At 43.9% G+C, this 22,461-nt stretch carries 21 protein-coding genes; 5 read left to right on the forward strand and 16 right to left on the reverse strand.

What is annotated here, in order from left to right; translation table 11 throughout:
- Nucleotides 1-50: 50 nt before the first annotated feature.
- From ACHOLT_RS02050 to rbr, 12 genes are all read right to left on the reverse strand, one after another.
- Nucleotides 51-2,498: an ATP-dependent Clp protease ATP-binding subunit gene (locus ACHOLT_RS02050; RefSeq protein ID WP_425805456.1), complete on the reverse strand. Its 2,448-nt coding sequence runs from the start codon at nucleotides 2,496-2,498 to the stop codon at nucleotides 51-53.
- Between the two features lie 4 nt (nucleotides 2,499-2,502).
- On the reverse strand, nucleotides 2,503-3,579 hold the full coding sequence (locus ACHOLT_RS02055) for a protein arginine kinase (protein WP_425805458.1): 1,077 nt from the start codon (nucleotides 3,577-3,579) through the stop codon (nucleotides 2,503-2,505).
- The gene (locus tag ACHOLT_RS02060; RefSeq protein ID WP_425805460.1) at nucleotides 3,579-4,109 is read right to left on the reverse strand and encodes a UvrB/UvrC motif-containing protein; all 531 of its coding nucleotides are present in this window, start codon (nucleotides 4,107-4,109) and stop codon (nucleotides 3,579-3,581) included. The genes ACHOLT_RS02055 and ACHOLT_RS02060 overlap by 1 nt, the downstream gene beginning before the upstream one ends.
- Before the next feature lie 21 nt (nucleotides 4,110-4,130).
- Nucleotides 4,131-4,601 (reverse strand): CtsR family transcriptional regulator, encoded by a 471-nt coding sequence (locus ACHOLT_RS02065; RefSeq protein WP_425805461.1) that lies wholly within the window; start codon nucleotides 4,599-4,601, stop codon nucleotides 4,131-4,133.
- Between the two features lie 125 nt (nucleotides 4,602-4,726).
- Complete coding sequence (locus ACHOLT_RS02070; RefSeq protein WP_425805463.1) at nucleotides 4,727-5,062, reverse strand: hypothetical protein; 336 nt, start codon at nucleotides 5,060-5,062, stop codon at nucleotides 4,727-4,729.
- Nucleotides 5,063-5,218: 156 nt separating this feature from the next.
- Nucleotides 5,219-5,647 (reverse strand): universal stress protein, encoded by a 429-nt coding sequence (locus ACHOLT_RS02075; RefSeq protein ID WP_425805464.1) that lies wholly within the window; start codon nucleotides 5,645-5,647, stop codon nucleotides 5,219-5,221.
- An 84-nt stretch (nucleotides 5,648-5,731) separates the two neighbouring features.
- Entirely contained in the window at nucleotides 5,732-6,448 is a 717-nt protein-coding gene (gene fdhE, locus ACHOLT_RS02080) for a formate dehydrogenase accessory protein FdhE (RefSeq protein WP_425805465.1), read from the reverse strand.
- A gap of 23 nt (nucleotides 6,449-6,471) precedes the next feature.
- Nucleotides 6,472-7,167, reverse strand: coding sequence for a formate dehydrogenase subunit gamma (locus ACHOLT_RS02085; protein ID WP_425805466.1), 696 nt, complete (start codon nucleotides 7,165-7,167; stop codon nucleotides 6,472-6,474).
- Nucleotides 7,167-7,979 (reverse strand): 4Fe-4S dicluster domain-containing protein, encoded by an 813-nt coding sequence (locus ACHOLT_RS02090; protein WP_425805467.1) that lies wholly within the window; start codon nucleotides 7,977-7,979, stop codon nucleotides 7,167-7,169. Before ACHOLT_RS02090 ends, ACHOLT_RS02085 begins: the two co-directional genes overlap by 1 nt.
- A gap of 1 nt (nucleotide 7,980) precedes the next feature.
- Nucleotides 7,981-11,028, reverse strand: a complete 3,048-nt coding sequence (fdnG, locus tag ACHOLT_RS02095) for a formate dehydrogenase-N subunit alpha (RefSeq protein WP_425805468.1) — start codon at nucleotides 11,026-11,028, stop codon at nucleotides 7,981-7,983.
- A 215-nt stretch (nucleotides 11,029-11,243) separates the two neighbouring features.
- Nucleotides 11,244-12,407 (reverse strand): cache domain-containing protein, encoded by a 1,164-nt coding sequence (locus tag ACHOLT_RS02100; RefSeq protein WP_425805469.1) that lies wholly within the window; start codon nucleotides 12,405-12,407, stop codon nucleotides 11,244-11,246.
- Nucleotides 12,408-12,598: 191 nt separating this feature from the next.
- On the reverse strand, nucleotides 12,599-13,186 hold the full coding sequence (gene rbr / locus ACHOLT_RS02105) for a rubrerythrin (protein ID WP_425805470.1): 588 nt from the start codon (nucleotides 13,184-13,186) through the stop codon (nucleotides 12,599-12,601).
- Nucleotides 13,187-13,384: 198 nt separating this feature from the next.
- Between rbr and ACHOLT_RS02110 the strand changes: the two genes are divergently transcribed.
- From ACHOLT_RS02110 to ACHOLT_RS02120, 3 genes are all read left to right on the forward strand, one after another.
- Entirely contained in the window at nucleotides 13,385-14,638 is a 1,254-nt protein-coding gene (locus tag ACHOLT_RS02110) for an MFS transporter (RefSeq protein ID WP_425805471.1), read from the forward strand.
- A 65-nt stretch (nucleotides 14,639-14,703) separates the two neighbouring features.
- Nucleotides 14,704-15,300 carry an NUDIX hydrolase gene (locus ACHOLT_RS02115; RefSeq protein ID WP_425805473.1) on the forward strand — a complete coding sequence of 199 codons (597 nt, stop codon included), beginning with the start codon at nucleotides 14,704-14,706 and terminating at the stop codon, nucleotides 15,298-15,300.
- A 94-nt stretch (nucleotides 15,301-15,394) separates the two neighbouring features.
- Nucleotides 15,395-17,503, forward strand: coding sequence for a transglycosylase domain-containing protein (locus ACHOLT_RS02120; protein WP_425805475.1), 2,109 nt, complete (start codon nucleotides 15,395-15,397; stop codon nucleotides 17,501-17,503).
- A 272-nt stretch (nucleotides 17,504-17,775) separates the two neighbouring features.
- Here the strand turns inward: ACHOLT_RS02120 and ACHOLT_RS02125 are convergent, their stop codons facing one another.
- From ACHOLT_RS02125 to ACHOLT_RS02140, 4 genes are read right to left on the reverse strand one after another with little or no spacing between them, the layout of a single operon-like run.
- Nucleotides 17,776-18,612, reverse strand: a complete 837-nt coding sequence (locus ACHOLT_RS02125; protein ID WP_425805477.1) for a lysophospholipase — start codon at nucleotides 18,610-18,612, stop codon at nucleotides 17,776-17,778.
- A 23-nt stretch (nucleotides 18,613-18,635) separates the two neighbouring features.
- Nucleotides 18,636-18,851 carry a hypothetical protein gene (locus tag ACHOLT_RS02130; protein WP_425805479.1) on the reverse strand — a complete coding sequence of 72 codons (216 nt, stop codon included), beginning with the start codon at nucleotides 18,849-18,851 and terminating at the stop codon, nucleotides 18,636-18,638.
- Nucleotides 18,852-18,890: 39 nt separating this feature from the next.
- Nucleotides 18,891-19,637: a M48 family metallopeptidase gene (locus ACHOLT_RS02135; RefSeq protein WP_425805481.1), complete on the reverse strand. Its 747-nt coding sequence runs from the start codon at nucleotides 19,635-19,637 to the stop codon at nucleotides 18,891-18,893.
- 8 nt (nucleotides 19,638-19,645) lie between these two features.
- Entirely contained in the window at nucleotides 19,646-20,179 is a 534-nt protein-coding gene (locus ACHOLT_RS02140) for a nitroreductase family protein (RefSeq protein WP_425805482.1), read from the reverse strand.
- A gap of 320 nt (nucleotides 20,180-20,499) precedes the next feature.
- Here ACHOLT_RS02140 and ACHOLT_RS02145 point away from each other — a divergent pair, with 320 nt between their 5' ends.
- Nucleotides 20,500-21,453 (forward strand): substrate-binding domain-containing protein, encoded by a 954-nt coding sequence (locus tag ACHOLT_RS02145; RefSeq protein ID WP_425805484.1) that lies wholly within the window; start codon nucleotides 20,500-20,502, stop codon nucleotides 21,451-21,453.
- A gap of 103 nt (nucleotides 21,454-21,556) precedes the next feature.
- Nucleotides 21,557-22,450: a substrate-binding domain-containing protein gene (locus ACHOLT_RS02150; RefSeq protein WP_425805486.1), complete on the forward strand. Its 894-nt coding sequence runs from the start codon at nucleotides 21,557-21,559 to the stop codon at nucleotides 22,448-22,450.
- Nucleotides 22,451-22,461 lie beyond the last annotated feature (11 nt).

Raw genomic sequence — 22,461 nt, forward strand, 5'->3', positions numbered from 1 at the left:
AAAATGAAATCCGGCTGCACTCATCAAAGTACAGTCGGATCGGCTTTTAGTTAGGAAACTTTTGTAAACTTCATCTTTCCATCTTCTGCTTCGACACGAACATGATCTCCGGCCTTAAATCCACCCTGTAAAATCTTTTCAGACAAACTATCTTCGATCAGGCGCTGAATCGCACGGCGCAGAGGACGGGCTCCGTAAGTTGGGTCATTGCCCTCCTTGGCAATAAGCTCGAGAGCGCTCTTCTCTACTTCAAGATCAAAACCTTGTTCTTTCATAAGCTTGTTAACTTGTTTTATTAAGATTTCAGTCACTTGGATTAAAGCTTCTGAAGGAAGTGAATGGAAGACCACAAGCTCATCAATACGATTTAAGAACTCAGGGCGGAAGGTCTTTTTTAATTCATCCATAACATTGGAACGCATATTCTTATACTCTGTTGTTGCATCGCGGCGAGCTGCAAAACCCATGGCCTCTTTATGAAGGAAGGATGCTCCGACATTTGAGGTCATAATCAAGACCGTATTGCGAAAATCTACAGTTCTGCCCTTCGTATCTGTGAGACGTCCATCCTCCAGCACTTGCAGCAGAATATTGAAGACATCCGGATGAGCCTTCTCGATTTCATCAAGCAAAATGACGCTGTAGGGTCTCCGACGGACGGCCTCAGTCAGTTGACCGCCTTCATCATGACCGATATATCCTGGAGGCGCTCCGACTAAGCGAGATACTGCATGTTTCTCCATATACTCGGACATATCAATTCGAATCATCGCATCTTCCTCGCCAAAGAGTGCTTCAGCTAAGGTACGTGCAAGTTCTGTCTTTCCAACGCCTGTTGGTCCAAGGAAAATAAAAGAACCAATCGGCCGTTTTGGATCTTTTAATCCAGCACGTGCCCGGCGTACAGCGCGGGAAACAGCGGCAACCGCATCATCTTGGCCAATGACCCGCTTATGAAGGGTCTCTTCCAGATGCAAGAGGCGTTCGCTCTCTTCTTCAGCGATTTTTTTCACAGGAATCCCTGTCCAGCTCGCTACGATCTGAGCAATATCATCAGCTGTGACGGAGGTTTTATTCACATCACGCTTGCTTTCCCATTGCGAACGCTGCTGTGCCAGATCTTCCCGCAATTTGTGCTCTTGATCCCGTATCTCCGCAGCTTTTTCAAATTCCTGAGCTAAAACAGCAGCTTCTTTTTCCTTCTTTAAACGCTCAATTTCGCTTTCCAGGGATTTTAAATCAGGCGGTGCGTTAAAGGTTTTAAGGCGTACTCGTGAAGCAGCCTCATCCATCAAATCGATCGCTTTATCCGGCAAAAAACGGTCTGAAATATAGCGGTCGGATAAACGTACGGCAGCTTCAATCGCTTCATCCGTAATTTCAGTTCGGTGATGCGCTTCATAGCGATCTCTAAGCCCTTTCAAAATCTCAATAGCCTCTTCAGCAGTAGGTTCACCGACCATAATCGGCTGGAAGCGCCGCTCTAAAGCCGGATCTTTTTCAATATATTTTCGGTATTCATCGAGTGTTGTTGCTCCAATGCATTGCAGTTCTCCACGAGCTAAAGCAGGCTTAAGAATGTTTGCTGCATCAATTGCCCCTTCGGCTGCCCCTGCCCCAATGAGCGTATGAAGTTCATCAATAAAGATAACGACATTTCCGTCAACGCGGATTTCTTCCATAACCTTTTTTAAGCGCTCTTCAAATTCTCCACGGTATTTACTTCCGGCGACAACCGAGGAAATATCCAGGGTTACAACCCGTTTGTTGGCCAAAGTTTCAGGGACTTTATTGCGTATGATCTGCTGAGCTAAACTTTCGGCAATTGCCGTTTTTCCTACACCAGGTTCGCCGATAAGCACAGGATTATTCTTTGAACGACGGCTTAAAATCTGAATGACCCGCTGGAGTTCATTTTCTCGGCCGATTACAGGATCAAGTTTCTCCTCTCGGGCAAGCTGAGTTAAATCTCGGCCGAATTCATTAAGCGTCGGGGTACTTGCCGGGCCTTGGCTTTTTCCGTTAGGTGCGGAATTAGCGGCTGCAGGCATCGGAAGGTCGTCCGGTTCTCCGCCAAGTAAACGAATGACTTGTTTCCAGATCTTTTCAGGGCTCACACCTATATTGAGGAGCACTCGAGCCGCAACCCCTTCTCCCTCCATCAAAAGCCCAAGCAGCAGATGTTCTGTTCCCACATAATTTACACCTTGGCGGCGCGCCTCATCATTAGCCAATTCAAGTACTCTTTTTACACGAGGGGTAAAACCGACTTCCCCTTCAAAAGGCTGACCTACGCCAACGAGAGAGTCAATTTGCTCCCGTACTTTTTCGAGCTCAACTCCGATTCCAGTCAAGGCCTTGGCGGCAATTCCTTCTCCTTCTCCAACCAGCCCCAGCAAAAGATGCTCTGTTCCTACTACATTATGTCCCATCCGTTTAGCTTCTTCTTGTGCTAAACCCAGGACTTTAACCGCTCTTTCCGTAAATCTCTGTTGCATCTCGTTATTCACTCTCCTTTTTATCCTGTATACTTATATTCCTCAAAGCTTCCCTTATGATACGGGCACGTTCCTCATCTCTCTGCCCGGGATCTAATTCTCGATTCATGATATATTGCAGATTACCGGGTAACGAATCGACCAAAAGCATAGGAAAGGTCTTAGTCGTTCGGGGTAATAGCTCCATATCAACGCCCAAGCGATCTAAGGACAAAAGATGCATGGCATCTTCTGAGGTGAGCAAACGGGCATTTTCCAATGTCCCCCGTGCCCTCCAGACCTGATCCTCTAAAACTAATTTCATTCCGTTTTTGAGGGATTCACGAGCATGAAGCTCATGCTCAACAACCTGCCCGGTAACCGCTTCCAAATGAGTCAAAATATCCTCTTCGCTCTGCCCTAAGGTGATTTGATTAGATACTTGGAAGAGATGCCCATAAGCTTGTGACCCTTCGCCATAAAGCCCTCGTACGGCTAATCCGAGATTGGTGAGAGACCCCAAAATCTGTTCCACCTGCTTCGTCATTTCGAGTGCGGGTAAATGCACCATAACTGAAGCGCGCATTCCGGTTCCGACATTTGTAGGACAAGCTGTTAGATAGCCTCGTGCTTCAAGATAGGCCAGATCAAGCTGTTCTTCAATGGCATCATCCAATAAATTCGCTATACGATAGCACTCCCGCAGCTGATTGCCTGGAAGGAGCGATTGCAGTCTAATGTGATCCTCCTCATTGATCATAACCGAAATACGATGATCCTGCGTCAGCGCAACTCCGCGAGAACCTCTTGAATGAAGAAATCCCGGACTGATTAAATGTTTCTCAATCAGAACTTGCTGTTCAATTGAGGACAAATCCTGAAGTGAAAAATAGGTTAGCTGGTCACCCTCAATGACGAGATTTTGTAAAACCTTTGAAATTATTTCTTCAACCTTGCGCGATTCCTCAGGTGATAAAACATGGGGAAAAGGAGTATTTTCTAAATTACGGGCTAACCGTACACGGCTGCTTAGGACGACTGCCGAATTGCTGATTTCTTTCAGCCAGGCGCTTTGTCCGGCCAAAAGCTCTTTTCTTTGCATTACTCCTCCTCTCCCTTCATTTGTTCTAAGGCTCTGATCTGATCACGGACAAGGACCGCAGCCTCAAATTCTTCCTTCTGGACAAGCTGCTGAAGTTTCTCTTTGAGTTTTTTGAGTTCTACTTTACCTCTAAGTTCCTTTCCCCGCCGGGCTGGAATCTTTCCGACATGCTGACCCCCGCCGTGAATGCGACGCAACAAAGGCTCTAATTGATTGCTAAAGGTCTGATAACAAACGCTGCAACCCAGCTTGCCTGCCTGAGTAATTTGAGAAAATGTTATTCCGCATTGAGGACAAACCTCTTCAGGCGTTTTAATCTGAGTTGGGTTTTGAGTTTGGCTTTGTGTCGAAGGAGTAAATCCAAACAAGGCCTGCAAAAAGTCCGGAACAATCCCGGGATTTATCACAAAATTCATTTCATGCGTTTGATGAGCGCAGTGTTCGCATAGATAAAGCTTTTGGGTTTTCCCATTCACCATTTTCGTAATTTGAACATTTGCCTCGCGCATCTGACATTTTTGGCAAAGCATTCTGCCTCTCCCCCTTTTAAGTTAGCTTAAATCCTCTCGACTAAGAGTCGTTAAAATACGCTTCATAATATGTGCCCTAAGCAGATCTGAATCTATAACGTCGTTTTCTAAGCTTTCCGGATGAACTACCGTTCGAATAATCGCCGCCTCACGCCTTGAAATGACTTCCTCTTCAAGCAGTCTGCTTAAGAGCCCCAGAGCCCTTTCATACGTCAATTGGTTTCCAATCAGTTGACGGATAATATTTTGAAACTGCCCTTCATGATTCCACCCTAAACGAATAATCCGAAGGTACCCTCCGCCGCCGCGGCGGCTTTCCACCAAATACCCTCGTTCGACAGTAAACCGTGTGCCAAGAACATAATTGATTTGAGAAGGAGCACAAGAGAACTCCCCGGCTAAAACACCCCGTTGAAGAATAACAAACCCTTCGTCTGCTTCCTCCAAGATCTTTTTCAGATATGCTTCGATGCGGTCAGCGAGATTGCCCAACGTGATCCACTCCTCAACTATGACTTTTTTTGACCTTGTGACCTTCTTTGACCTTTAATATTATCTTAATCATTTCGCTTCGAATTTGCAAGTTGTAGTTTTAGTAAAAAAATACTTCGCTTCACTTAGCCAGTGAAAACGAAGTATACCCATGTGCTTATGGTGATTATGCCTACTACCGCCATGAGGAATAAAACACCTTTTCCCTCAAAGCCATTTGTCCTACGATCATTTTTGCTTCCTAATAAAATTTGATTTAATTCAAAGCGTTCTCTATTTTTAACTTCTGACTTTTCCAGTAAAGGTTCCGGCTTTTCAAATAAAGGTTCATCCGTCTTTCGAATTCCAGAGGAATTCCGCTGAGTACGGCTTTCCTTTTCTACGATATCTTGCCAATGAATCGTTCCCGAAAGCAAATATCGAATTTCTACCTGGCTCAGTTCAATTTCCTTTTCCTTCATTCCGGGCCCGTCTCCTACCTACAGTGTCTTTTGTTCTTTACACTTTTTGGTATTCGCTATAGGTATAATAAATCCCTGCTGGAAGAGGAAGGACCAAAGTCCCAATTTTTGTCCTAAAATGGCTTAAAATCCTAATAATCGACAATCAAAGGAAACTTACTTGGCGATGAGTACAGGGCAAGTCGCTTTCTGTAAAATACGTTGGCTTACACTTCCAAAAACAGAACCCGCGATGGCGCCATAACCATGCCGTCCCATTACAACAAGATCGATCTTCTGCTTCTCGATTTCCCCAAGAATTTTAGTCACCGGATGCCCCGCTTCCAAAACCTTTTTGAGTTCGACACCATCAGTATTAAGCCCCTCTACGGTTATGTCTAATGCGAGCTGTCCATATTTATCCAAGTCCTCTTGAGTTATTGTAGCTCCGTATGTCACTGTATAGCCCCAATAATCTTTTTGAGTATACGTAACATGAAAAACCTCAACCTCTGCTTGAAATTTTCGTGCTATTTCGAGCGCAATTTTTAAAGACCGTTTAGAGTACTCCGAAGCATCTGTAGGTACAAGAATTTTCTTAAACATTAAAAATCCCTCCCTTATAATCGATGCAACATCTTTGATTAATTCTATTTTATACCCTTAAAACCAATAATGCATTAAACTTTTTCAAAATTCGCACAAAAATTTAGGATGCTCATCAATCCACTTCTCTGCAGCATAATTAAGAGGCAATGTGCGTAGATCCTCCCATACAAAATCCTCCACCCTTCGCTTACGCAAATCGACTTCCTTAAAGTCTCTCCCGCACGATTGGCAAAAAGCTATCTCAACTCCAGGGAAATTCTCATTTTTTAAGTAAATCTGCTCTGATGCCTTTTCACTTCCGCAGTGAATGCATCCCACCCGTTTAGCTGACCATTCATGATCACAGTGCGTACAATGCAACATGCGTTTTCCAGCAGGAGGAACGAGTACAGACAGCCCTGCCTCTTGCCCGCAAATCGGGCAAACCTGTCCTGTGTAATTTTCTGCCGTCTGAAGAATATCCTCTGGCAGGCTTTTGCGGGCAAATCCCAAAACACCTTGCACAGCAAAAGTAAATCCGCTATAAAGCTCTTGATCCTTAAGTTCTTTTCCGAAGAGATATTGTTTCCAGGCAGAATGTAGTTCATCCTTGGACCAGGATCGTTTACTTCCTTCAAGCAACCGGTCAACCAATTCGAGGACAGGTTCCTTAGGTAAACGATTCAAACTAAAATAGGGATATGTCTCATCAGGTACCAGTCTTTGAACCCAATACCTTCCCCTTTCCCCCCGCCATTTTAGAATCTTCCTTTTCATCTCTTGGTAGATCTCATGGAGATTACCGAGTTCCTCTGTCACAAGGCATCCTCTCCTTTCTCTGCTCATTCCATGCCCTTTTTTACCCGCTCATACCATGCCTCATGATGCTTCTTCGCGAATTTTGAAGACACATAACCATGGAGCATACCAGGAAGAGCAGTGCGGGAATCCGGATGCAAAAGCCCCAGATACATATGCCCAATAACAGCGGCAGTCATTAAAAACATAGATAGATCATGAACAGGATAAGCCCAACGGACCAGTGCCGGCGGAAAAGAAGAAGCAAACCACATGACAACACCGCTTAATGTAATGAAGATCGAGCCAAAAACTGTGAGCAGCGAGTTGATCTTCTCTCCGCCATTGAATTTATCCTGAGCCGGGTAATCCCCATGCCCGCCAAAAAACTCTTTCGGAAAAGCCCTTATATGCTGCCAATCTGCTTTTGTAAGACGGAAGACCAACTTGAGCCATTCCCAATGATATTTGGCATCGCCAATGAAAAACATAGCTCCTACAACAACCACAAAAACAACAGCGTTGATGCGATGAAGGATCCGTGCAGCTTCAACTCCTCCAACGACTGCCAATGCCGGACGAAAAACGAGAGATAAAATTCCAACTCCTGTAAAAAGAAGGAGAAAAAAAGAAATGGCATGAACCCAATGGCTAATACGTTCACCAAGAGTAAAGCGCAAGACTTTGTCTGAGTCCTGATTTTTTCCAAATTCTCCTTTTGTACCCGTTTGAATCGCCATCAGTGTTTACCCCCTTTCTGTGCTTCCTTCACTTCCGGAGCCTGTTCACGATAAGCTCCGCGCAATAGGTTGCCAAGAACTCCGACAACTACTGCCGCTGCAGCCCCACCCACAGCTATTTTACCCACAGGACGGACGACATCTTTCCACAGGGTAAGGGAAAGAGGAGTTTGCGGATTGACAGGCAATCCATAGACTTCCGGAACATTGAGGAGGAGATAGACGAAGGTCGTCCCTCCCATTTCAGTTTCCCCATAGATTCGCGCCTTGGGGTAAGTTTTCTGAACCTCAGCCAATCTTTTCTTAGCTTCCGCCATCAAGGTCTCCCGCTCGCCGAATTGAAGCGTACCCGGTTGGCACGTCGCAACACAAGAAGGACTCAGACCATTTTCAACCCGGTCAATGCATCCTGTGCACTTATGTGCTTTTTTCTGGGTTTGATCCAGTTTGGGTACGCCAAAAGGACAGTTCTCTACACAGTATCCGCACCCAATGCAAAGATCCTGATTGATCACTACATATCCCGACTCTGTCCTGCTGATCGCATTTGAAGAACATGATTTCAAACAGGCCGGTTCGGCACAATGGAAGCACTGGGCTTTACGTATCAACCAGTTCATTTTTTGATTCTCGTATTTTTCGGTAAACGTAATATATGTCCACGTCTTAGGCGTGAAATCCTTCATGGATTGGTAACTCGTCACCAGCTGGGTTTTTTCTGCGGGAAGCTCATTCCATTCTTTGCATGCTACTGTACATGCCTTACAGCCAGTGCATTTGGAGGTATCTACAAAAACCATTTTTCTTGACATCTTAAGCCCTCCTTATGTTGACCAGACAAACTTTAGTTTCAGGCGTTCCTGCTCCTGGATCAAGTGCAGCAATTGTCAGTTCGTTTGTACTCGGCCCGGGACTTAAGCTGGCAAAACCCCAGCTCCAGGGCATGCCAATCGTTTCCGTATCTTTGCCGTTAGTCTTATACGTCTGAAGCCGATCCGTCACTAAACAGCGTACCGTTACTTTGCCGCGGGCAGAGGAAACTTCGACTTTATCCCCCTCTTTTACCCCAATCTTCTGAGCAAGATTTTTACTGATCTCAGCAAAAGGTTCCGGCATCAGCTCATTAAGCCAGGGAATATTGCGGGTAATTCCGCCCGCACAGAAATGCTCCACAACACCGTAGGTTGTCAGTACATAAGGATAATCTTCAGCCTTGCCTCGTTTCTGAATTTCCGGAAAGGCAGAAGGTACAATCGCTGTTGGACTTGTAGAAACCTTGGGATGCAAGAGGTTTTCTGTCGGACTTTCAGTAGGCTCATAAAATTCAGGGATGGGACCGTCGACACAGAGCCCTGCCGGACGCACCCCTATCAAAGGCTGGCCATCCGCAGCCGGAGTTACAGGCATGCCGCTTGTATATTTTGCAGCAAAGAGTCGGCCGACTCCTTCCGGGTTCATCCGAAAACTTTGCATTCCTTCCGGAGTATCCGGGCCTTTTGTTTTATCAACGACATCCGCCCCGTCATTCCCCGTCCAGACCTTATTCGCCGCATCCCACCAAACGAGTTTACGTTTTGGATCAAGCGGTTGCCCTTGCGCATCGCAGGAAGCCCTGTTGTACAAAATACGGATATTGCCCGGCCAAGCAAAACTCCACCCTGTATAGAGACCCAGACCAGAAGGATCATCGTTCTTCCTGCGAGCGGCGAGATTGCCATTTCCAGTGACTCCGGCATAAATCCAGCATCCAGTGGAGACCGATCCTACGGGAGCATTAAGATAACCGGCTAATGTCGGTAAAAGCTTACCTATTGTCTCATCATAACCATTGAGTTCCTGAAGAACCTTTAAAGCGCTGGGTTCTTCACCGTAATCCCAGCGGGCTTTTAAAATGGGAGTGTCTTTTTCCGCTGTACTTCCGGCATAAAGGTTGCGAATTCTCTTAAAGAGCGCATCGATAATATCTAAATCAGGCTTAGATTCACCCAAAGGTTTAATCGCTGCATCCTTCCACTGAATCCAGCGTGAGGAATTCGTCAGAGATCCGGCTTTCTCATAGACAAAAGCTGCCGGGAACATGATAACCTCCGTTTGGATATCCTTTGGATTTACTCCGGGTTCCCGCCAGAACTGAGCCGTCTCGATTTCATAAAGGTCTGAAACAACAAGCATATCTATTTTTCTTAAAGCAGAACGTACGAGTTGCCGATTAGCAATGGATACTAAGGAGTTTGAACCAAAGTTAAAAAGAAGCTTAAATTGTCCTTTCTCCATAAGTTCAAAGACCTTAACCATCGTTGCATTTGTTGCCGGATTATTTTTGGGCAAATAACTAAAGTTATAATCATTTTCCTTCGTGGCATTCTCACCAAACCACGCTTTAAGAAGAGCAACAATCGGCTTCTCTTGAGCAGAACCATTCCGAACAAGATAATCTCTGAGGGTTTTATCTGTACTAATGGGATGAGGAAGATAACCAGGAAGGGAGTTAAAGAGGTTCGCCATATCGGTTGAACCCTGAACATTGGGTTCTCCGCGCAAGGCATTGATACCTCCGCCTGCTTTGCCGATATTGCCAAGCAACAGTTGAATTACCGCATACGCACGAATTCCCTGAACTGCGGTTGTATGCTGAGTCATTCCTAAAGCGTAGAGAATACTTCCTGGACGTGCTTTACAGAAGGCATCTGCAATTTCCTCTATTTTCGCAGCGGGAATCCCAGTAATTTTTTCTGCTGTTTCAAAGGTATATCGGAAATAATGTTCTTTGATTTTACTCAAAACGCAATCGGGATCATCAAAAGCGTTTGCCTTCAAAGGCTTATTGTCTTCCCCAAGTTGATAACTCCAGCTGTCCGTTCCGTATTTGTTGCTCTTCGGATCAAAACCTGAGAAGATCCCTTCCTCAAACTTATAATCTTTACTCAGTTTCAATAAAGCATTGGTATTGTTCTTAAGATAATCTTCATCATAAACCTTGTTTTCGATAATATAGCGGATGATTGCCCCCAAATAAGCGATATCTGTTCCCGGACGAATTTGCGCAAAGATATCCGCCTGTGAAGCGGTTCGTGTGAATCGAGGATCAACAACAATAACTTTTGCACCCTTTTCTTTCGCCCGATTAATCCAACGCATCGCTATAGGATGGTTCTCTGCACAATTCGAACCCGCAATTAAAAAAACCTGGGAATTTTGTAAATCAGACCAAGAGTTGGTCATTGCGCCGCGGCCAAATGAAGGTGACAAACTTGCCACCGTGGGAGCGTGTCATATACGGGCCTGGTGTTCATTATAAGGTGTGCCGATTACACGACAAAACTTAGAGAATATGTAGGACTCTTCATTATCCACTTCAGCAGAACCGAGAAAGGCAATGCCTTCGGCTCGATTGACTACAAAGTCTTCCATCTCCCCTGTTTTTGCATTTTTAATTTGTTCCTTGGTTTTCCATGAGGCATCTCTGGCTTCTTTTGCTTTCTTAGCAACCCGATCTAGAGCATCTTCCCAGGAAATATCCTCCCAATGATCCGAACCCGGTGCTCGACGCCGAGGCTTAACCACTCGATCAGGCGAATAAGCAACACTGCGCAAGCTTGCGGCCTTTGGACATAAGGTTCCCGCATTTGTCGGATGATCCGGATCTCCTTCCAAATGGACCATCTTACCATCCTTAATGTAGAGAAGCATACCGCAACCGCCGGAACAGAAATGGCAAATACTCGGGACCTTTTTACTTCCCTCGATTTTCAAAGCATACCCTTGGGCTTGTGCAACGGCTGGTTCAAAACCAAGTCCGCTCACCAGCGCTGCTAAAGATGCCCCAGAAAGCTTCAGGAAATTGCGACGTGACACCTCCATATGAAATTCCCCCTCAATTTTTTCATTCAGGTCTCTAACTTGTGATCTTAAGATAGCTTATATTTTCACAAGGTCCTGAATTTTCTGAATATTATTACCACTATAATATTACAGATAGACTTTTTTATTGTCACGATTATGAATATAAAAAAAGCAAAAAAAGAAGTTATGTAAATTAAGAAAGGGCTTGTGAACACAAGCCCTTTACAAGAATTCTATTTATTGCACCACATTCGCACCGGCCGCCCTACTGTCCCATATTTTAATTTCGATATGAGCATTCCCTCCTGCTCCAAAAACTCAAGATATCGTCTTACAGTCACTCGAGTTAATTTTACCCCTTCAGCAACATCCTCTGCTGAAACAAAGTCATGCTGCCGCAGAAGAAAATCTGTAATTTGTATCAGTGTTGCCTTATTTAAACCTTTGGGCAGTTCATGGCGTTGAAATATTGCCGGCTCTTTCTCTGACTCCAATTCCATTTCAGTCTGTTCCGTTACCTCTAACGAAGAAGCCAGCTCACTTTTTCCAATTCCTAATTTCTCCATTTGATCCTCTCGCGTTGTTTCATGATCTTCCTCTGAAGCGACTGCACGATCCTCAAGTCCCTTCGTCACATTTTCCAACCGCTCAATCATCTGATTAAACGCTCTCGCTAATTCTCCGATTTCCTTCGGTCCAGATATAGTCACCTTTTCAGTAATATGCCCTGTAGCCAAGTCTCGTGTTCCTAAAGTGATGTTTCGGAGCGGACGAATAATCACCTTTTCGATAAAAAGCCAAGCCAAAATTCCAATAATCAGCGTTATTCCTATGCCTAATGCCGCTGTTTCCCAAAGCGAATTTACGATCATCTCTTGCATATAACTCCGGGAGATTCCAACATAGAACATCCCCAAGATATTTCCCTGGGTATCGCGCAAAGGTTCATAAGCTGTCTGATAAGTTTGCCCAACAACATTGGCCTCTCCAAGATAAACATTGCCATTTTTTAAAACCTTCTGAGCAACGGCATCTGAAACCTTTGTCCCAATCGCTCTTTCTCCATGCTCGTTTCTCACTGTTGTCACAACACGTGTATCGTTAAGGAAAATAGTAACGGTATCCCCAGTAAGCTCAGATAAATAATCCACTAAGTCATTTTGTCGTGAAATATCGGTTGATCCTTTAAATAAATAACCATTCTCGGTATGCCAATCGCCAGGATATTTTAGATTGATTATTTCAGTACAGGTTGCTAAATCAGACTGAGCCTTAATAATCGCCGCCGAAGTTGCCCGTTCACGCATATGAAAGCCTAAGATTAGAACAAAACTTGCAGCTATAAGGACTAATGAAGCTATTAATGAGATCAAAATTTGCTGACGAAGCGAGCGCATATCCGTTCCCCTTACTCTTTCACAAAATAAATTGGTTTCTATGTAATAAGCATATCATTCGACCCCAATTATTAAAAGCCTTCCTCTTTAATAATCCTTTTATATTAAGAAACCTTTAAACAAAATTTAAGCGCAAAGAGTACGGTCCAACTCTTTGCGCCTAGCATATGTAGGGTAAAACAAACACATATTTAATATTCCTGCGGAATCTCCTGAAAATATCCTTTTGGATGCCGACATGCCGGACAAGAGTCAGGTGCTTCCGGACCTTCATGAACATATCCGCAATTCGTACACTTCCAGTAAGTTGGGTTGTCCTTTTTATAAAGCGTCCCGTTCTCAAGTTGATCTGCCAAGTCATTAAAACGCTTCATATGATGTTCTTCTATTTTGGCTATTTCTCGAAACGCTTGCGCGATATCTCTAAGCCCCTCCTGTTCGGCAACTTCTGCCGCTTTCGCATACACAACTTCCCATTCTTCACGTTCACCTTCGGCAGCTGCCCTTAGGTTAGCCAATGTATCCGCGTATACAAGAGGATAGTCGGCGCTAACATGGAACGCATTTGTTTGCCCCCGAGAATGAGCATCTAAAAGTTTATAGAACACTTTAGCATGCTCCCTCTCATTCTCGGCTGTCGCTTCAAAAACTTCTTTAAGAAATGCATGCCCCTCGCCTTTGGCAATGTTCGCAAAAAAAGTATAGCGATTACGCGCTTGTGACTCACCTGCAAAAGCATTCGCCAAATTTTGAAAGGTTTGGGTTTTTGAAAACTCCATTAAAATACCCTCCTATAATTTAATCCTTGAATCTAATATTTTCTTATTATGGCTTAAATATTAGACAAGTATGACCTAAGGAACCGAAATGTTAATCTCAGGGCTTCTTTCTAGGAGGGTTTTTGCAGGATTCCGCGAATTGTAATAGTTTGAACCCATTCTTAAAAACTGCACATAATTAGAGATGAGGAAACACTAATGAAAAATGGGTTAATTAAGCGTCTTCAACACTTGGGAATTCCCCGCTCCATTCTCCTTTTAGCACTCGGCGGTTTTATCCAATCTACAGGTAATGCCCTGATGTGGCCTCTAAACAGTCTTTTTATGCATAACATCCTCGGCCGGTCACTGACAGATGCGGGAACACTGATGTCAGGTCAAGCCTTAGTGATGCTGTTAGGGCAGTTTTTCAGCGGATTTCTGGCGGATCGTTTGGGAGCACGCCGCATGATGCTCTTTGGCTTCGTAAGTTCGGTTTTATGTTTAGGTCTTATGGGGATTTTCCCTGTTTGGGAAGTCTATGCTCCGGGGCTCTTAGGCTTTGGGTTTGCTAATGCCTTTATCTTTGTTCCACTTAATGCTTTAGTTAATCTTCTTTGGCCGGAAGGCGGCCGGCGAGGTTTTAATCTTATTTACGTATTTAATAATGCTGGAGTTGCTATAGGCACTGCACTTGGAGGAATTGTCGCCAACTACTCATTTCGCTTTGTATTCCTTTTCAATGCACTTGCTTTCTTTACCTATTTTATTTTTGTACTTTTTGGGATTCCTAAAAAGAGCATCTCCACAAAAGCTTCTCCAAAATCAAAAAAAGGAATGATTGCGCCTTCTATACATCCCCAGCGGAAATTAACTCATGATTTATGTTTCGCTGTTCTTCTCCCGCTGAGTGGGGGAATCCTCATGGTTTGGGCTGCTTATATCCAACTGACTACAGTTTTGCCGATCATCATGAGCCAGCTTGGATTTTCCCTACCCCAATATAGTATCCTTTGGACTCTTAATGGCATCATTATTGTCACCCTGCAGCCATTAATCAATTGGTCAATTCACTTCTGGGCCCATACCTTTACGCGCCAATTTTATCTTGCCTGTCTTTTAATCGGAAGCTCGTTTGTTATTTTTCTTATTCAACCTCCCTATGCTTTTTATCTTTTTGCCATCTTAGTTCTCACACTTGGCGAAATGCTGGTTCTTCCCGCAGTCCCTGCTGCTGCCGCACAAATTGCTCCGGGAGACAAGGTCGCCACCTATCAAGGCATTGCTGCCGGAGCGGCATCCGGAGGACGGGTTCTCGGACCTTTTTTAGGAGGGCTTGTATTTGATCATTGGGGCGGACAGATGAATTGGATTCTTGCCTTAAGCTTTATTGGGTTAGCCATTTTTGCCTTTTCCCTTTATGCTCAAGCTGAACATTGCTTTCGTTTAAGACTAAGCGAAGTTGCACAATAATAAAGAATATCGAATTTAATGTTAGAGAGGTAACTCCACCGAATAAAAAAGAAGAAGGAATTATTATGCCATATCCGATTGTCCCCTACAATTTTTGTCCGCAATGCGGTAAACCTTTAATTTTAAAAGAAATCTCAAAGCAGATTTACCCTTATTGCCCTGATTGCTTGTTTGTCCATTGGGGAAATTTCTCCATGGGTGTCGGCGGGGTCGTTTGGCATGAGAATAAGGTTCTCCTGGTCCAGAGAGCCAATGAGCCCGGTAAAGGGAATTGGACGATTCCCGGGGGCTTTGTCGATCAGCGGGAAAGCATCGCCGAAGCTATTGTTCGCGAAATACGTGAAGAAACAGGAATTGTCACAGACCCCCTCTCGATTATTTCCTTGCGTGATCGTCCTGGCGAAAAGCACGATCTATATGTCATTTTCTTACTCCGCTATCTTGGCGGTACACTTAAGGCTGAACAAGAAGAAGTAAGCGATATTGGGTTCTTCGGCTTCGAAGAGTGCAAAGCCCTTCACCCTCTGGCTAATCTCAGCCGTTGTGCCATTGAGGCTTCACAAACTCAGTCAGGCGGTTTTGTCCCAAGGATCGGAGTCCCATTACTTGGTGAAAAATCGGCTCTTTATCAACCTTCTTCCAGAAATTGCACTCTGGATTAACCCTTATAAAATTGCTTTCCTCTTCGTATAAATATTTATAAAGCCATGTCTTAGACGATGGCTTTATTGGTATTGTAAAGGGGGATCCTATTCCATGAAAATTAAGTCTGACCTAATCAAAACCTTTCTGCTTAAAACTAAAAATAGAGTTAAAAGAGGTCTAACCCGAATCAATTCGTCTGCTTTCTGGAAAAAACCGAAGTTCTGGAAGGGGTTTTCCTTAAGCATCCTCCTGCTTCTTCTCATAGGTACAGGGTCTTTTTCTTTTTGGGTGATGTCCTTAGATGTCAGCAAGCTCCAAAGTCCTCTCGCCCAACCCACCTATATTTATGATCAAAACGGGAATAAGGTCTCCGAGCTTTCCTCTTCTAAGATTACCCCTGTTCCAATTGCTAAGATTCCGCAAACGATGCGCGAAGCAATTATTGACACAGAAGATCGCCGTTTCTATGAACATAAGGGAGTTGACGTTTGGTCTATCTTACGCGCTTTGATCCACGATTTACATACCGGCGGTTTTTCTGAAGGCGGCAGTACAATAACTCAACAGTTAGCCAAAAATCTCTTTTTGCCTTCGGATAAAACGTTAGGCCGTAAATTTAAAGAAGCTGCTTATGCTTTTAAGATTGAGCTCACTTTAAGTAAGGATCAAATTCTTGAAGAATACCTCAATCAGATCTACTTTGGTGAAGGTCAATGGGGAATTCAAAATGCCGCCCGTTTCTATTTTGGCAAAGACACTGAAGATTTAAATATAGAAGAATCGGCGATGCTTGCCGGCCTGCCAAAAGCACCAAGCATTTATTCTCCTTTAAAAAATAAAGATAAAGCTTTGGAACGCCGCAATCAGGTCCTATCCTTGATGAAAGATCAAAATGACATTACGGCAGCCGATTTTCAAAGGACCCTCTCTGCTCCCATTACTCTTCGTAAAGGAGAACTAAAGGATCTCTCCGGGAAATTTGCACCCTATGTTGATTATGTCATTGAGGAGGCCATCTCCCGGTATGGTTTTACAGAGGAGCAACTGTTGACAGGCGGGCTGCAAATCTATACGGAAATGGATTCGAAGGTTCAGCAAGCTGCTGAAACGGTATATCAAGATAACCAGTACTTCCCTCAGGGAAAACCCGATCAAAATGTCCAAAGCGGGATAGCGATTCTCGATCAGCACACGGGAGGGATACGCGGCCTTGTAGGATATCGGGGAGAAAGTCCGTTTCGCTCCTTTAACCATGCAACTCAACTTAAACGTCAACCCGGTTCTTCCATTAAACCCTTAACGGTTTACGGTCCAGCCTTAGAAAAAGGATATACACCCGGCTCTCTGCTCTATGACGGTCCGCTCAACCTTAACGGCTACTCTCCCCAAGACTATGATTATCAAACGAGGGGACAAGTGACCATGGAAGAAGCCCTGCAAAACTCCTGGAACATCCCTGCAGTCTGGCTTTTAAACGAAATCGGCTTAGATACAGGACTGTCCTTTGCTCAAAAAGCGGGGCTTCCTTTAACCCAAGCCGATCGAAACCTGAGCCTCGCCCTAGGCGGTATATCCAGCGGAGTTTCACCCTTGCAAATGGCACAGGCCTATAGTACCTTTGCTAATCTCGGAACAATGAACAAAACCTATGCTATTACGAAAATTACCTCGCCTAACGGCTACGTCTTTGCCCAAGCAAAACCTGAATCAGTGCAAGTCACCAGCCCGCAAAACGCTTATACCATGACACGGCTCTTAGAAAATGTCGTTGATAACGGAACAGGTAAAAACGCCTTCTTCGGGCGGCCTACTGCCGGCAAAACGGGTTCTGTAGAACTTCCTCATACTCAAGAATTTTCCGGAATATCCAAAGGCTCTAAAGATGTCTGGTTCGTGGGCTATACCCCTGAGCTCACTGCCGCAGTCTGGATGGGCTATGATAAAACGGATCGCAATCATTACCTTACCGTTTCCGGAGGTTCAGGTCCTGCCGTTATCTTCCGTGAAGTACTTTCTCGATCTCTAAAAAGCACTCCAAACGAAGACTTCGAAATCCCCCAGGGATACCAAGACCCATGGGGACAACAACAGTCACACAGGACGAAATTCAGACGAAAATCTTCCTTCAACCTTGCGAGACAAGCTCTTCCAGAGTTTTGGCCTCAACCCCAACAACTCTTGGTTGAATCCGGGGCAGAATTCCTGGGGAGATTCACCTAAGAATAAAGGCAAGAAAAAAGACCAATAACGATTAACCACCCCATAAGACATAATAAAAGCGTAGACTAAGTTTCTTTGACTTGGTCTACGCTTTCTTTAATTTTGTATTTATTGTTCTTTACTCAAGAGCAAGGCCTAGCTGTCACTTGACTGCTTTTCGGCAAGTTGCGCCATCCGGGCGCAAATAGCCGCGCTTCGCTCCTGCTCCGCTTGCCGCTGTCATGTGACAGCCAGGCCTAATTTTGTGTCTTTTAACGCAACTATGTATACGTTTATTTTACCCTTTTCTCAAGCCAGTTAAGAATATCTCCAAGAACCATATCCCGTTCAGGTTCTTGAATCAGCTCATGATAAAGACCTTCATAGAGCTTTAATTCTTTATCTCGGGAAGAAATCTTTTTAAAGATAAAAGGAGTGGACTGATAGGGAATAATGCGGTCTGCCTTTCCATGCAAGAAGAGACATGGGAGGCGGTACTGCTCAGCCTTCTTTATCGCCTCGTTGACTCCGCGGTAGACAAACTCATAGAAAAAGCCTATTGTAGCATACTTAAGGACCAAAGGATCTTCATTCGATTTCTTTCGAACCTCGAGATTACGTGTCGCCCGATGAGAAAGCACCTGATAAATTTTGTAACGATGAAAATACTTATTGAGAATTTCAAACAGGAAACCGGGGATTAAAGCGGTTCCTACCGGCCGTCCAATTGCAGGCCCCGTAAAAATCTGCCCTTGCAGTTTTTCAGGAAATTGGATGCCATAGTGAAAGGCAATCAGCCCTCCCATACTATGTCCATACATTGATATTGGAAGCTGTGGATGCTTCATCCGAACATAATCCACAAATTGATCTAAATCCTCAACGAATAGTTCAAAACGCTCCAAATACCCGCGTTCCTCCTCGGATAAACCATGCCCGCAATGATCTAACGCATATGAACCATACCCGTGATTCGCGAGAAACTGCATCAATTCACGGTAGTATCCGGAGTGTTCACCATATCCATGACTGATAATCAGAATTCCTTTTTTCTTTTGCTCATCTGGGTGCACTTCACAGTAAAAAATCTTGACACCTCGTGCTGTTTTAATCTGCAAGTTTTCAGGCATTTTCATACCCTCCTCACCCGGAATTATACTCTTTGCACATTTTCCAGTCTTACCCTAGAGGGCCGTTTAGCCTTAGGCTCACGTACATCGAGGCAAATATTACCCAGCTTCGAGGTGTAAGGTCCCCGCACAACGAGGAGGGACACACCGGGTCTGCTTTTATGTTCCACATAATCCCCTTTAGAAATAGGAACACCCATTTCATTTAAAATATCGGCTAACGAATATTGATAGTCCACAGTTCTCTTCCTATCTTGTTCTGTCTTGTGAGTCGAGCATTAGTTAAGAGTCAGACTTTCACCATTAACCTTTAACCAATCACGTTGGGCAGCATAATCTGAGCAATACCGGCCGACAAACTCCCAAAAATCCTGTGAATGGTTCATGTACCTCAGGTGCGCCAGTTCGTGAATAACAAGATAATTTACAACCGCTTCCGGTGCCATAATTGCCCGCCAGTTTAAGTTAATATTTCCCTTACTGGAGCAACTTCCCCAACGCGTTTTTTGTTCCTTCAATCGAAATGTATTATATTTTACATCCATCAAGACACTAAATTGATCGAGTTTACTCTGGAAAATCTCATGCCCTTTTCGCCTCAGCCATTTCTCTATTATCTCTCTTAGCACACTCTGATGCTGTTCCGGGGGAATTCCTGCGGGTAAATAGATCTCAATACGATGACCCTCATCGAAATAGCGCAAGGTCACCCTTTTGCGATTCGTTATCTGAGTTTGAAATGGAATAGGTTGACCTAATAAAGGAAATGCTTTTTCTGAAAGATAGTGCTTTTCTGCCGCTTCTGTAAGCTTCTCCTGCATCTTAAGCCAATTCTTTAAAATCCATTCCTGGTTTACTGTTACAAATTCTTGAATTTCCCGTTTTGAAGCGCGAGTGGGTATTGTGACCCTTACCTTATCCTTGCCAATGTGCATACTTAAACGTTTTGACCGGCAATTTCTGCGTTCCTCATAAGGAATAATCGTTCCTTGAAGAACAAGCAATGTCGATTTAGATTTAATCATTTTTCTTGTTATTCAACCTCTCCCCATTTTCCCTTAAAAACGATTTCCTCTATACTTTTTCTTGGTCGAGGATTTCTCACTTGATTAGCATAACCTAAAGGAGTTATTGCAACAACGCGAACTTCATCCGGTACATTCAGTACTTTTCGCGCTTTTTCTTCAGAAAACCAACCTTCCCAGCATGTTCCCAATCCTTGCTCAGTTGCGGCTAAAATAAGATGTTCCATAGCTAATCCGGCATCAAGCATCATATAATCTTTGTTTTCCCATACTTCAGACTCACTGGGGACTCCACACAATACGATCGCTAACGGTGCCTGAACAAGCACCTTTCGACCAGGATTATCGTCGGTCAGCGTATCTGCTAATGCTTCGCGAAGGCTTTGGTCTTTCACCACAATAAACCTCCAGCATTGTCCATTCTTCCAGGAAGGAGCCAAACGGGCACACTCCAGAACGTAGTTTAACTTCTCGGGTTCCACCGGGGTTGGATCATACGAACGCAGACTTCTCCTTTTTTGTGCGATCTCCAAAAAATCCATTTTTAATCCTCTCCTCATAAATAACTTGATTTTCTCTTCTAACGCCCTATCTAATATTCAAATTCTCGCTCTATGCCAAAAAATCCTCTTATCTCCTACCTGATTTTATTCAAGACAAATAACTTAGCCTGCTTAAAATCCTAAAATCGTTTTTTCTAGTAAAAATCAGAATATACTAACTTGATTTAGATCAAATTAAACAGTATTAAATTATATTAAAACTTGCAAATTCCTATATTTTTTTATTGATTATTTGATTTAGATAGATTAATCTTAGAGTTAATTGATTAAATTATAGTTAAGAATGGAAGGTGCTTCACATGAAAAATTCTGTCCCCCTTACTGTTGAAGAAGCCGCCCGACTTCTTAAGGTTTCAAAGTTTACACTTTACGAATTGATCAAGCGTCAAGAAATTCCGGCTCAACGCGTGGGACGTCAATTTAGAATTGACCCTGATATACTTAATAATTACCTTCATGGAAATATCCCTAAAAATACCCCCAATTTATCGACTGAACATACAGTTTCCTCTCCGGAATACCCCCTTGAAAATTCTGATCTTGATGGCCTTGTCTTTATTGGCAGCCATGAACCTATGGTCGAACTTTTCGCCGATTTTTGGAAACATTCTCAATCTCCCTATAAACTCCGCCTTGAATTTAAAGGAAGCATGGACGGACTTATTTCTCTCTATCACAATCAAGCCCAGATGTCGGGAATTCACCTTTGGGATGATAAGACAAAAGAATATAATCTGCCTTATGTGCATTACATTCTCCACGGCAACCCTGTAACAGTCATCAATCTTGTACAACGCGTACAGGGATTGATCGTTCAGCCGGGAAACCCTCTAGGTCTTCAAACTTGGGAAGATCTGACCCGGAAAGGGCTGCGTTTTATAAATCGTCAAAAAGGGTCGGGAACACGACTTAGACTTGATGCTTACTTAAGGTCAGCTCATATCTCTCCTGCCAAAATCCAAGGCTATGAAGAGGAAGAAAACACTCATTTAGGGGTCGCAAGCCGCGTAGCCAATGGACAAGCCGATATTGGAATAGGGGTCCAATCTGAAGCCCACCGAATGGGACTGGATTTTGTCCCCCTTTTTCAGGAGCGTTATGATCTTGTCTTCTTGCACGAAAAAGTCCCTGCTGAAGCCCGGCAGCAAATCATAACAATCTTAAGCTCTTCTGCCTTTCATAAAGCAATTGAGCGTCAAGTAGGATATGATACCTCACTAACTGGGAATATTTTGTATAAAAGCGAAGGCTAGTACATATAAGTTATTTAGTCCGACTGTGTAGTACGTCAATACCTATGAAGCAGCGTTCCCTAAAATTACTTATAATTCCCTCATTAAGAAAGGAGCCCAAGAAATGTTCAAAAAAGTTATGTCCCGCAAAACCATTTCAACCCTCTTTCTTACTCTTATCATTCTCGCTCTTGCCTTAACCGGCTGCGGTGCTCAACAGCCCCAGCCGGCCGCAACACCAACGCCAGCTAATCCTAATCTTATTTTATCAACAACCACGAGCACCCAAGACAGCGGACTTCTTGATGTTCTTATTCCCGCCTTTGAGAAGAAAACCGGTTATAAAGTGAAAACGGTTGCCGTCGGTACAGGCGCAGCTTTAGCCAATGCAGATAAGGGAGACGCTGATGTCGTCTTAGTTCACGCACCAAGTTCAGAAAAACAATACGTCGATAATAAAACCTTAACGAATTACAATCTTGTAATGCATAATGACTTCATTATCGTCGGACCAACTTCTGACCCCGCCAAGATCAAAGGAATGAAAACGGCTGTTGAGGCCTTTACAGCTATTGAAAAGAACAAATCCGTTTTTCTTTCACGCGGAGATAAATCAGGAACAGACACTATGGAAAAAGGAATCTGGACCAAAGCCAACATTAAACCTGCCGGAACCTGGTATCAAGAAACTGGTTCCGGTATGGGACAAACCTTAACTATAGCTTCAGATAAAGCAGCATATACCCTTACCGACCGTGCGACCTACCTCGCCAATCAAAAGAATCTTAAGTTAGATATCTTAGTCCAAGGAGAGACTGCACTCCTTAATATCTATCACGTTGCCCAAGTCAACCCCGAGAAATTCCCAAAAGTCAATGCCGATGGTGCTAAAGCCTTTGTCAGCTTTATGCTCGATCCTGATACCCAAAAAATGATCGGTGAATATGGAAAAGATAAATATAATCAAGCTCTCTTCTTCGCTGATGCAGGCAAGAAGATGGAAGACCTCGGTAAATAAATAGAATATTT

The sequence above is a fragment of the Desulfitobacterium nosdiversum genome (genome assembly GCF_049860565.1).
GTDB lineage: Bacteria > Bacillota > Desulfitobacteriia > Desulfitobacteriales > Desulfitobacteriaceae > Desulfitobacterium_A > Desulfitobacterium_A nosdiversum.

Excerpts from the sequence above, each read along its gene's own strand:
- ACHOLT_RS02110 (WP_425805471.1), top strand. The coding sequence starts at position 13,385 with ATGAAAAATGGGTTAATTAAGCGTCTTCAACACTTGGGAATTCCCCGC.
- ACHOLT_RS02055 (WP_425805458.1), bottom strand. The coding sequence starts at position 3,579 with ATGCAAAGAAAAGAGCTTTTGGCCGGACAAAGCGCCTGGCTGAAAGAA.
- ACHOLT_RS02145 (WP_425805484.1), top strand. The coding sequence starts at position 20,500 with ATGAAAAATTCTGTCCCCCTTACTGTTGAAGAAGCCGCCCGACTTCTT.
- ACHOLT_RS02125 (WP_425805477.1), bottom strand. The coding sequence starts at position 18,612 with ATGCCTGAAAACTTGCAGATTAAAACAGCACGAGGTGTCAAGATTTTT.
- ACHOLT_RS02135 (WP_425805481.1), bottom strand. The coding sequence starts at position 19,637 with ATGATTAAATCTAAATCGACATTGCTTGTTCTTCAAGGAACGATTATT.
- ACHOLT_RS02050 (WP_425805456.1), bottom strand. The coding sequence starts at position 2,498 with ATGCAACAGAGATTTACGGAAAGAGCGGTTAAAGTCCTGGGTTTAGCA.
- ACHOLT_RS02075 (WP_425805464.1), bottom strand. The coding sequence starts at position 5,647 with ATGTTTAAGAAAATTCTTGTACCTACAGATGCTTCGGAGTACTCTAAA.
- ACHOLT_RS02100 (WP_425805469.1), bottom strand. The coding sequence starts at position 12,407 with ATGCGCTCGCTTCGTCAGCAAATTTTGATCTCATTAATAGCTTCATTA.
- ACHOLT_RS02090 (WP_425805467.1), bottom strand. The coding sequence starts at position 7,979 with ATGTCAAGAAAAATGGTTTTTGTAGATACCTCCAAATGCACTGGCTGT.
- ACHOLT_RS02060 (WP_425805460.1), bottom strand. The coding sequence starts at position 4,109 with ATGCTTTGCCAAAAATGTCAGATGCGCGAGGCAAATGTTCAAATTACG.
- rbr (WP_425805470.1), bottom strand. The coding sequence starts at position 13,186 with ATGGAGTTTTCAAAAACCCAAACCTTTCAAAATTTGGCGAATGCTTTT.
- ACHOLT_RS02085 (WP_425805466.1), bottom strand. The coding sequence starts at position 7,167 with ATGGCGATTCAAACGGGTACAAAAGGAGAATTTGGAAAAAATCAGGAC.
- ACHOLT_RS02115 (WP_425805473.1), top strand. The coding sequence starts at position 14,704 with ATGCCATATCCGATTGTCCCCTACAATTTTTGTCCGCAATGCGGTAAA.
- ACHOLT_RS02150 (WP_425805486.1), top strand. The coding sequence starts at position 21,557 with ATGTTCAAAAAAGTTATGTCCCGCAAAACCATTTCAACCCTCTTTCTT.
- ACHOLT_RS02120 (WP_425805475.1), top strand. The coding sequence starts at position 15,395 with ATGAAAATTAAGTCTGACCTAATCAAAACCTTTCTGCTTAAAACTAAA.
- ACHOLT_RS02070 (WP_425805463.1), bottom strand. The coding sequence starts at position 5,062 with ATGAAGGAAAAGGAAATTGAACTGAGCCAGGTAGAAATTCGATATTTG.
- ACHOLT_RS02140 (WP_425805482.1), bottom strand. The coding sequence starts at position 20,179 with ATGGATTTTTTGGAGATCGCACAAAAAAGGAGAAGTCTGCGTTCGTAT.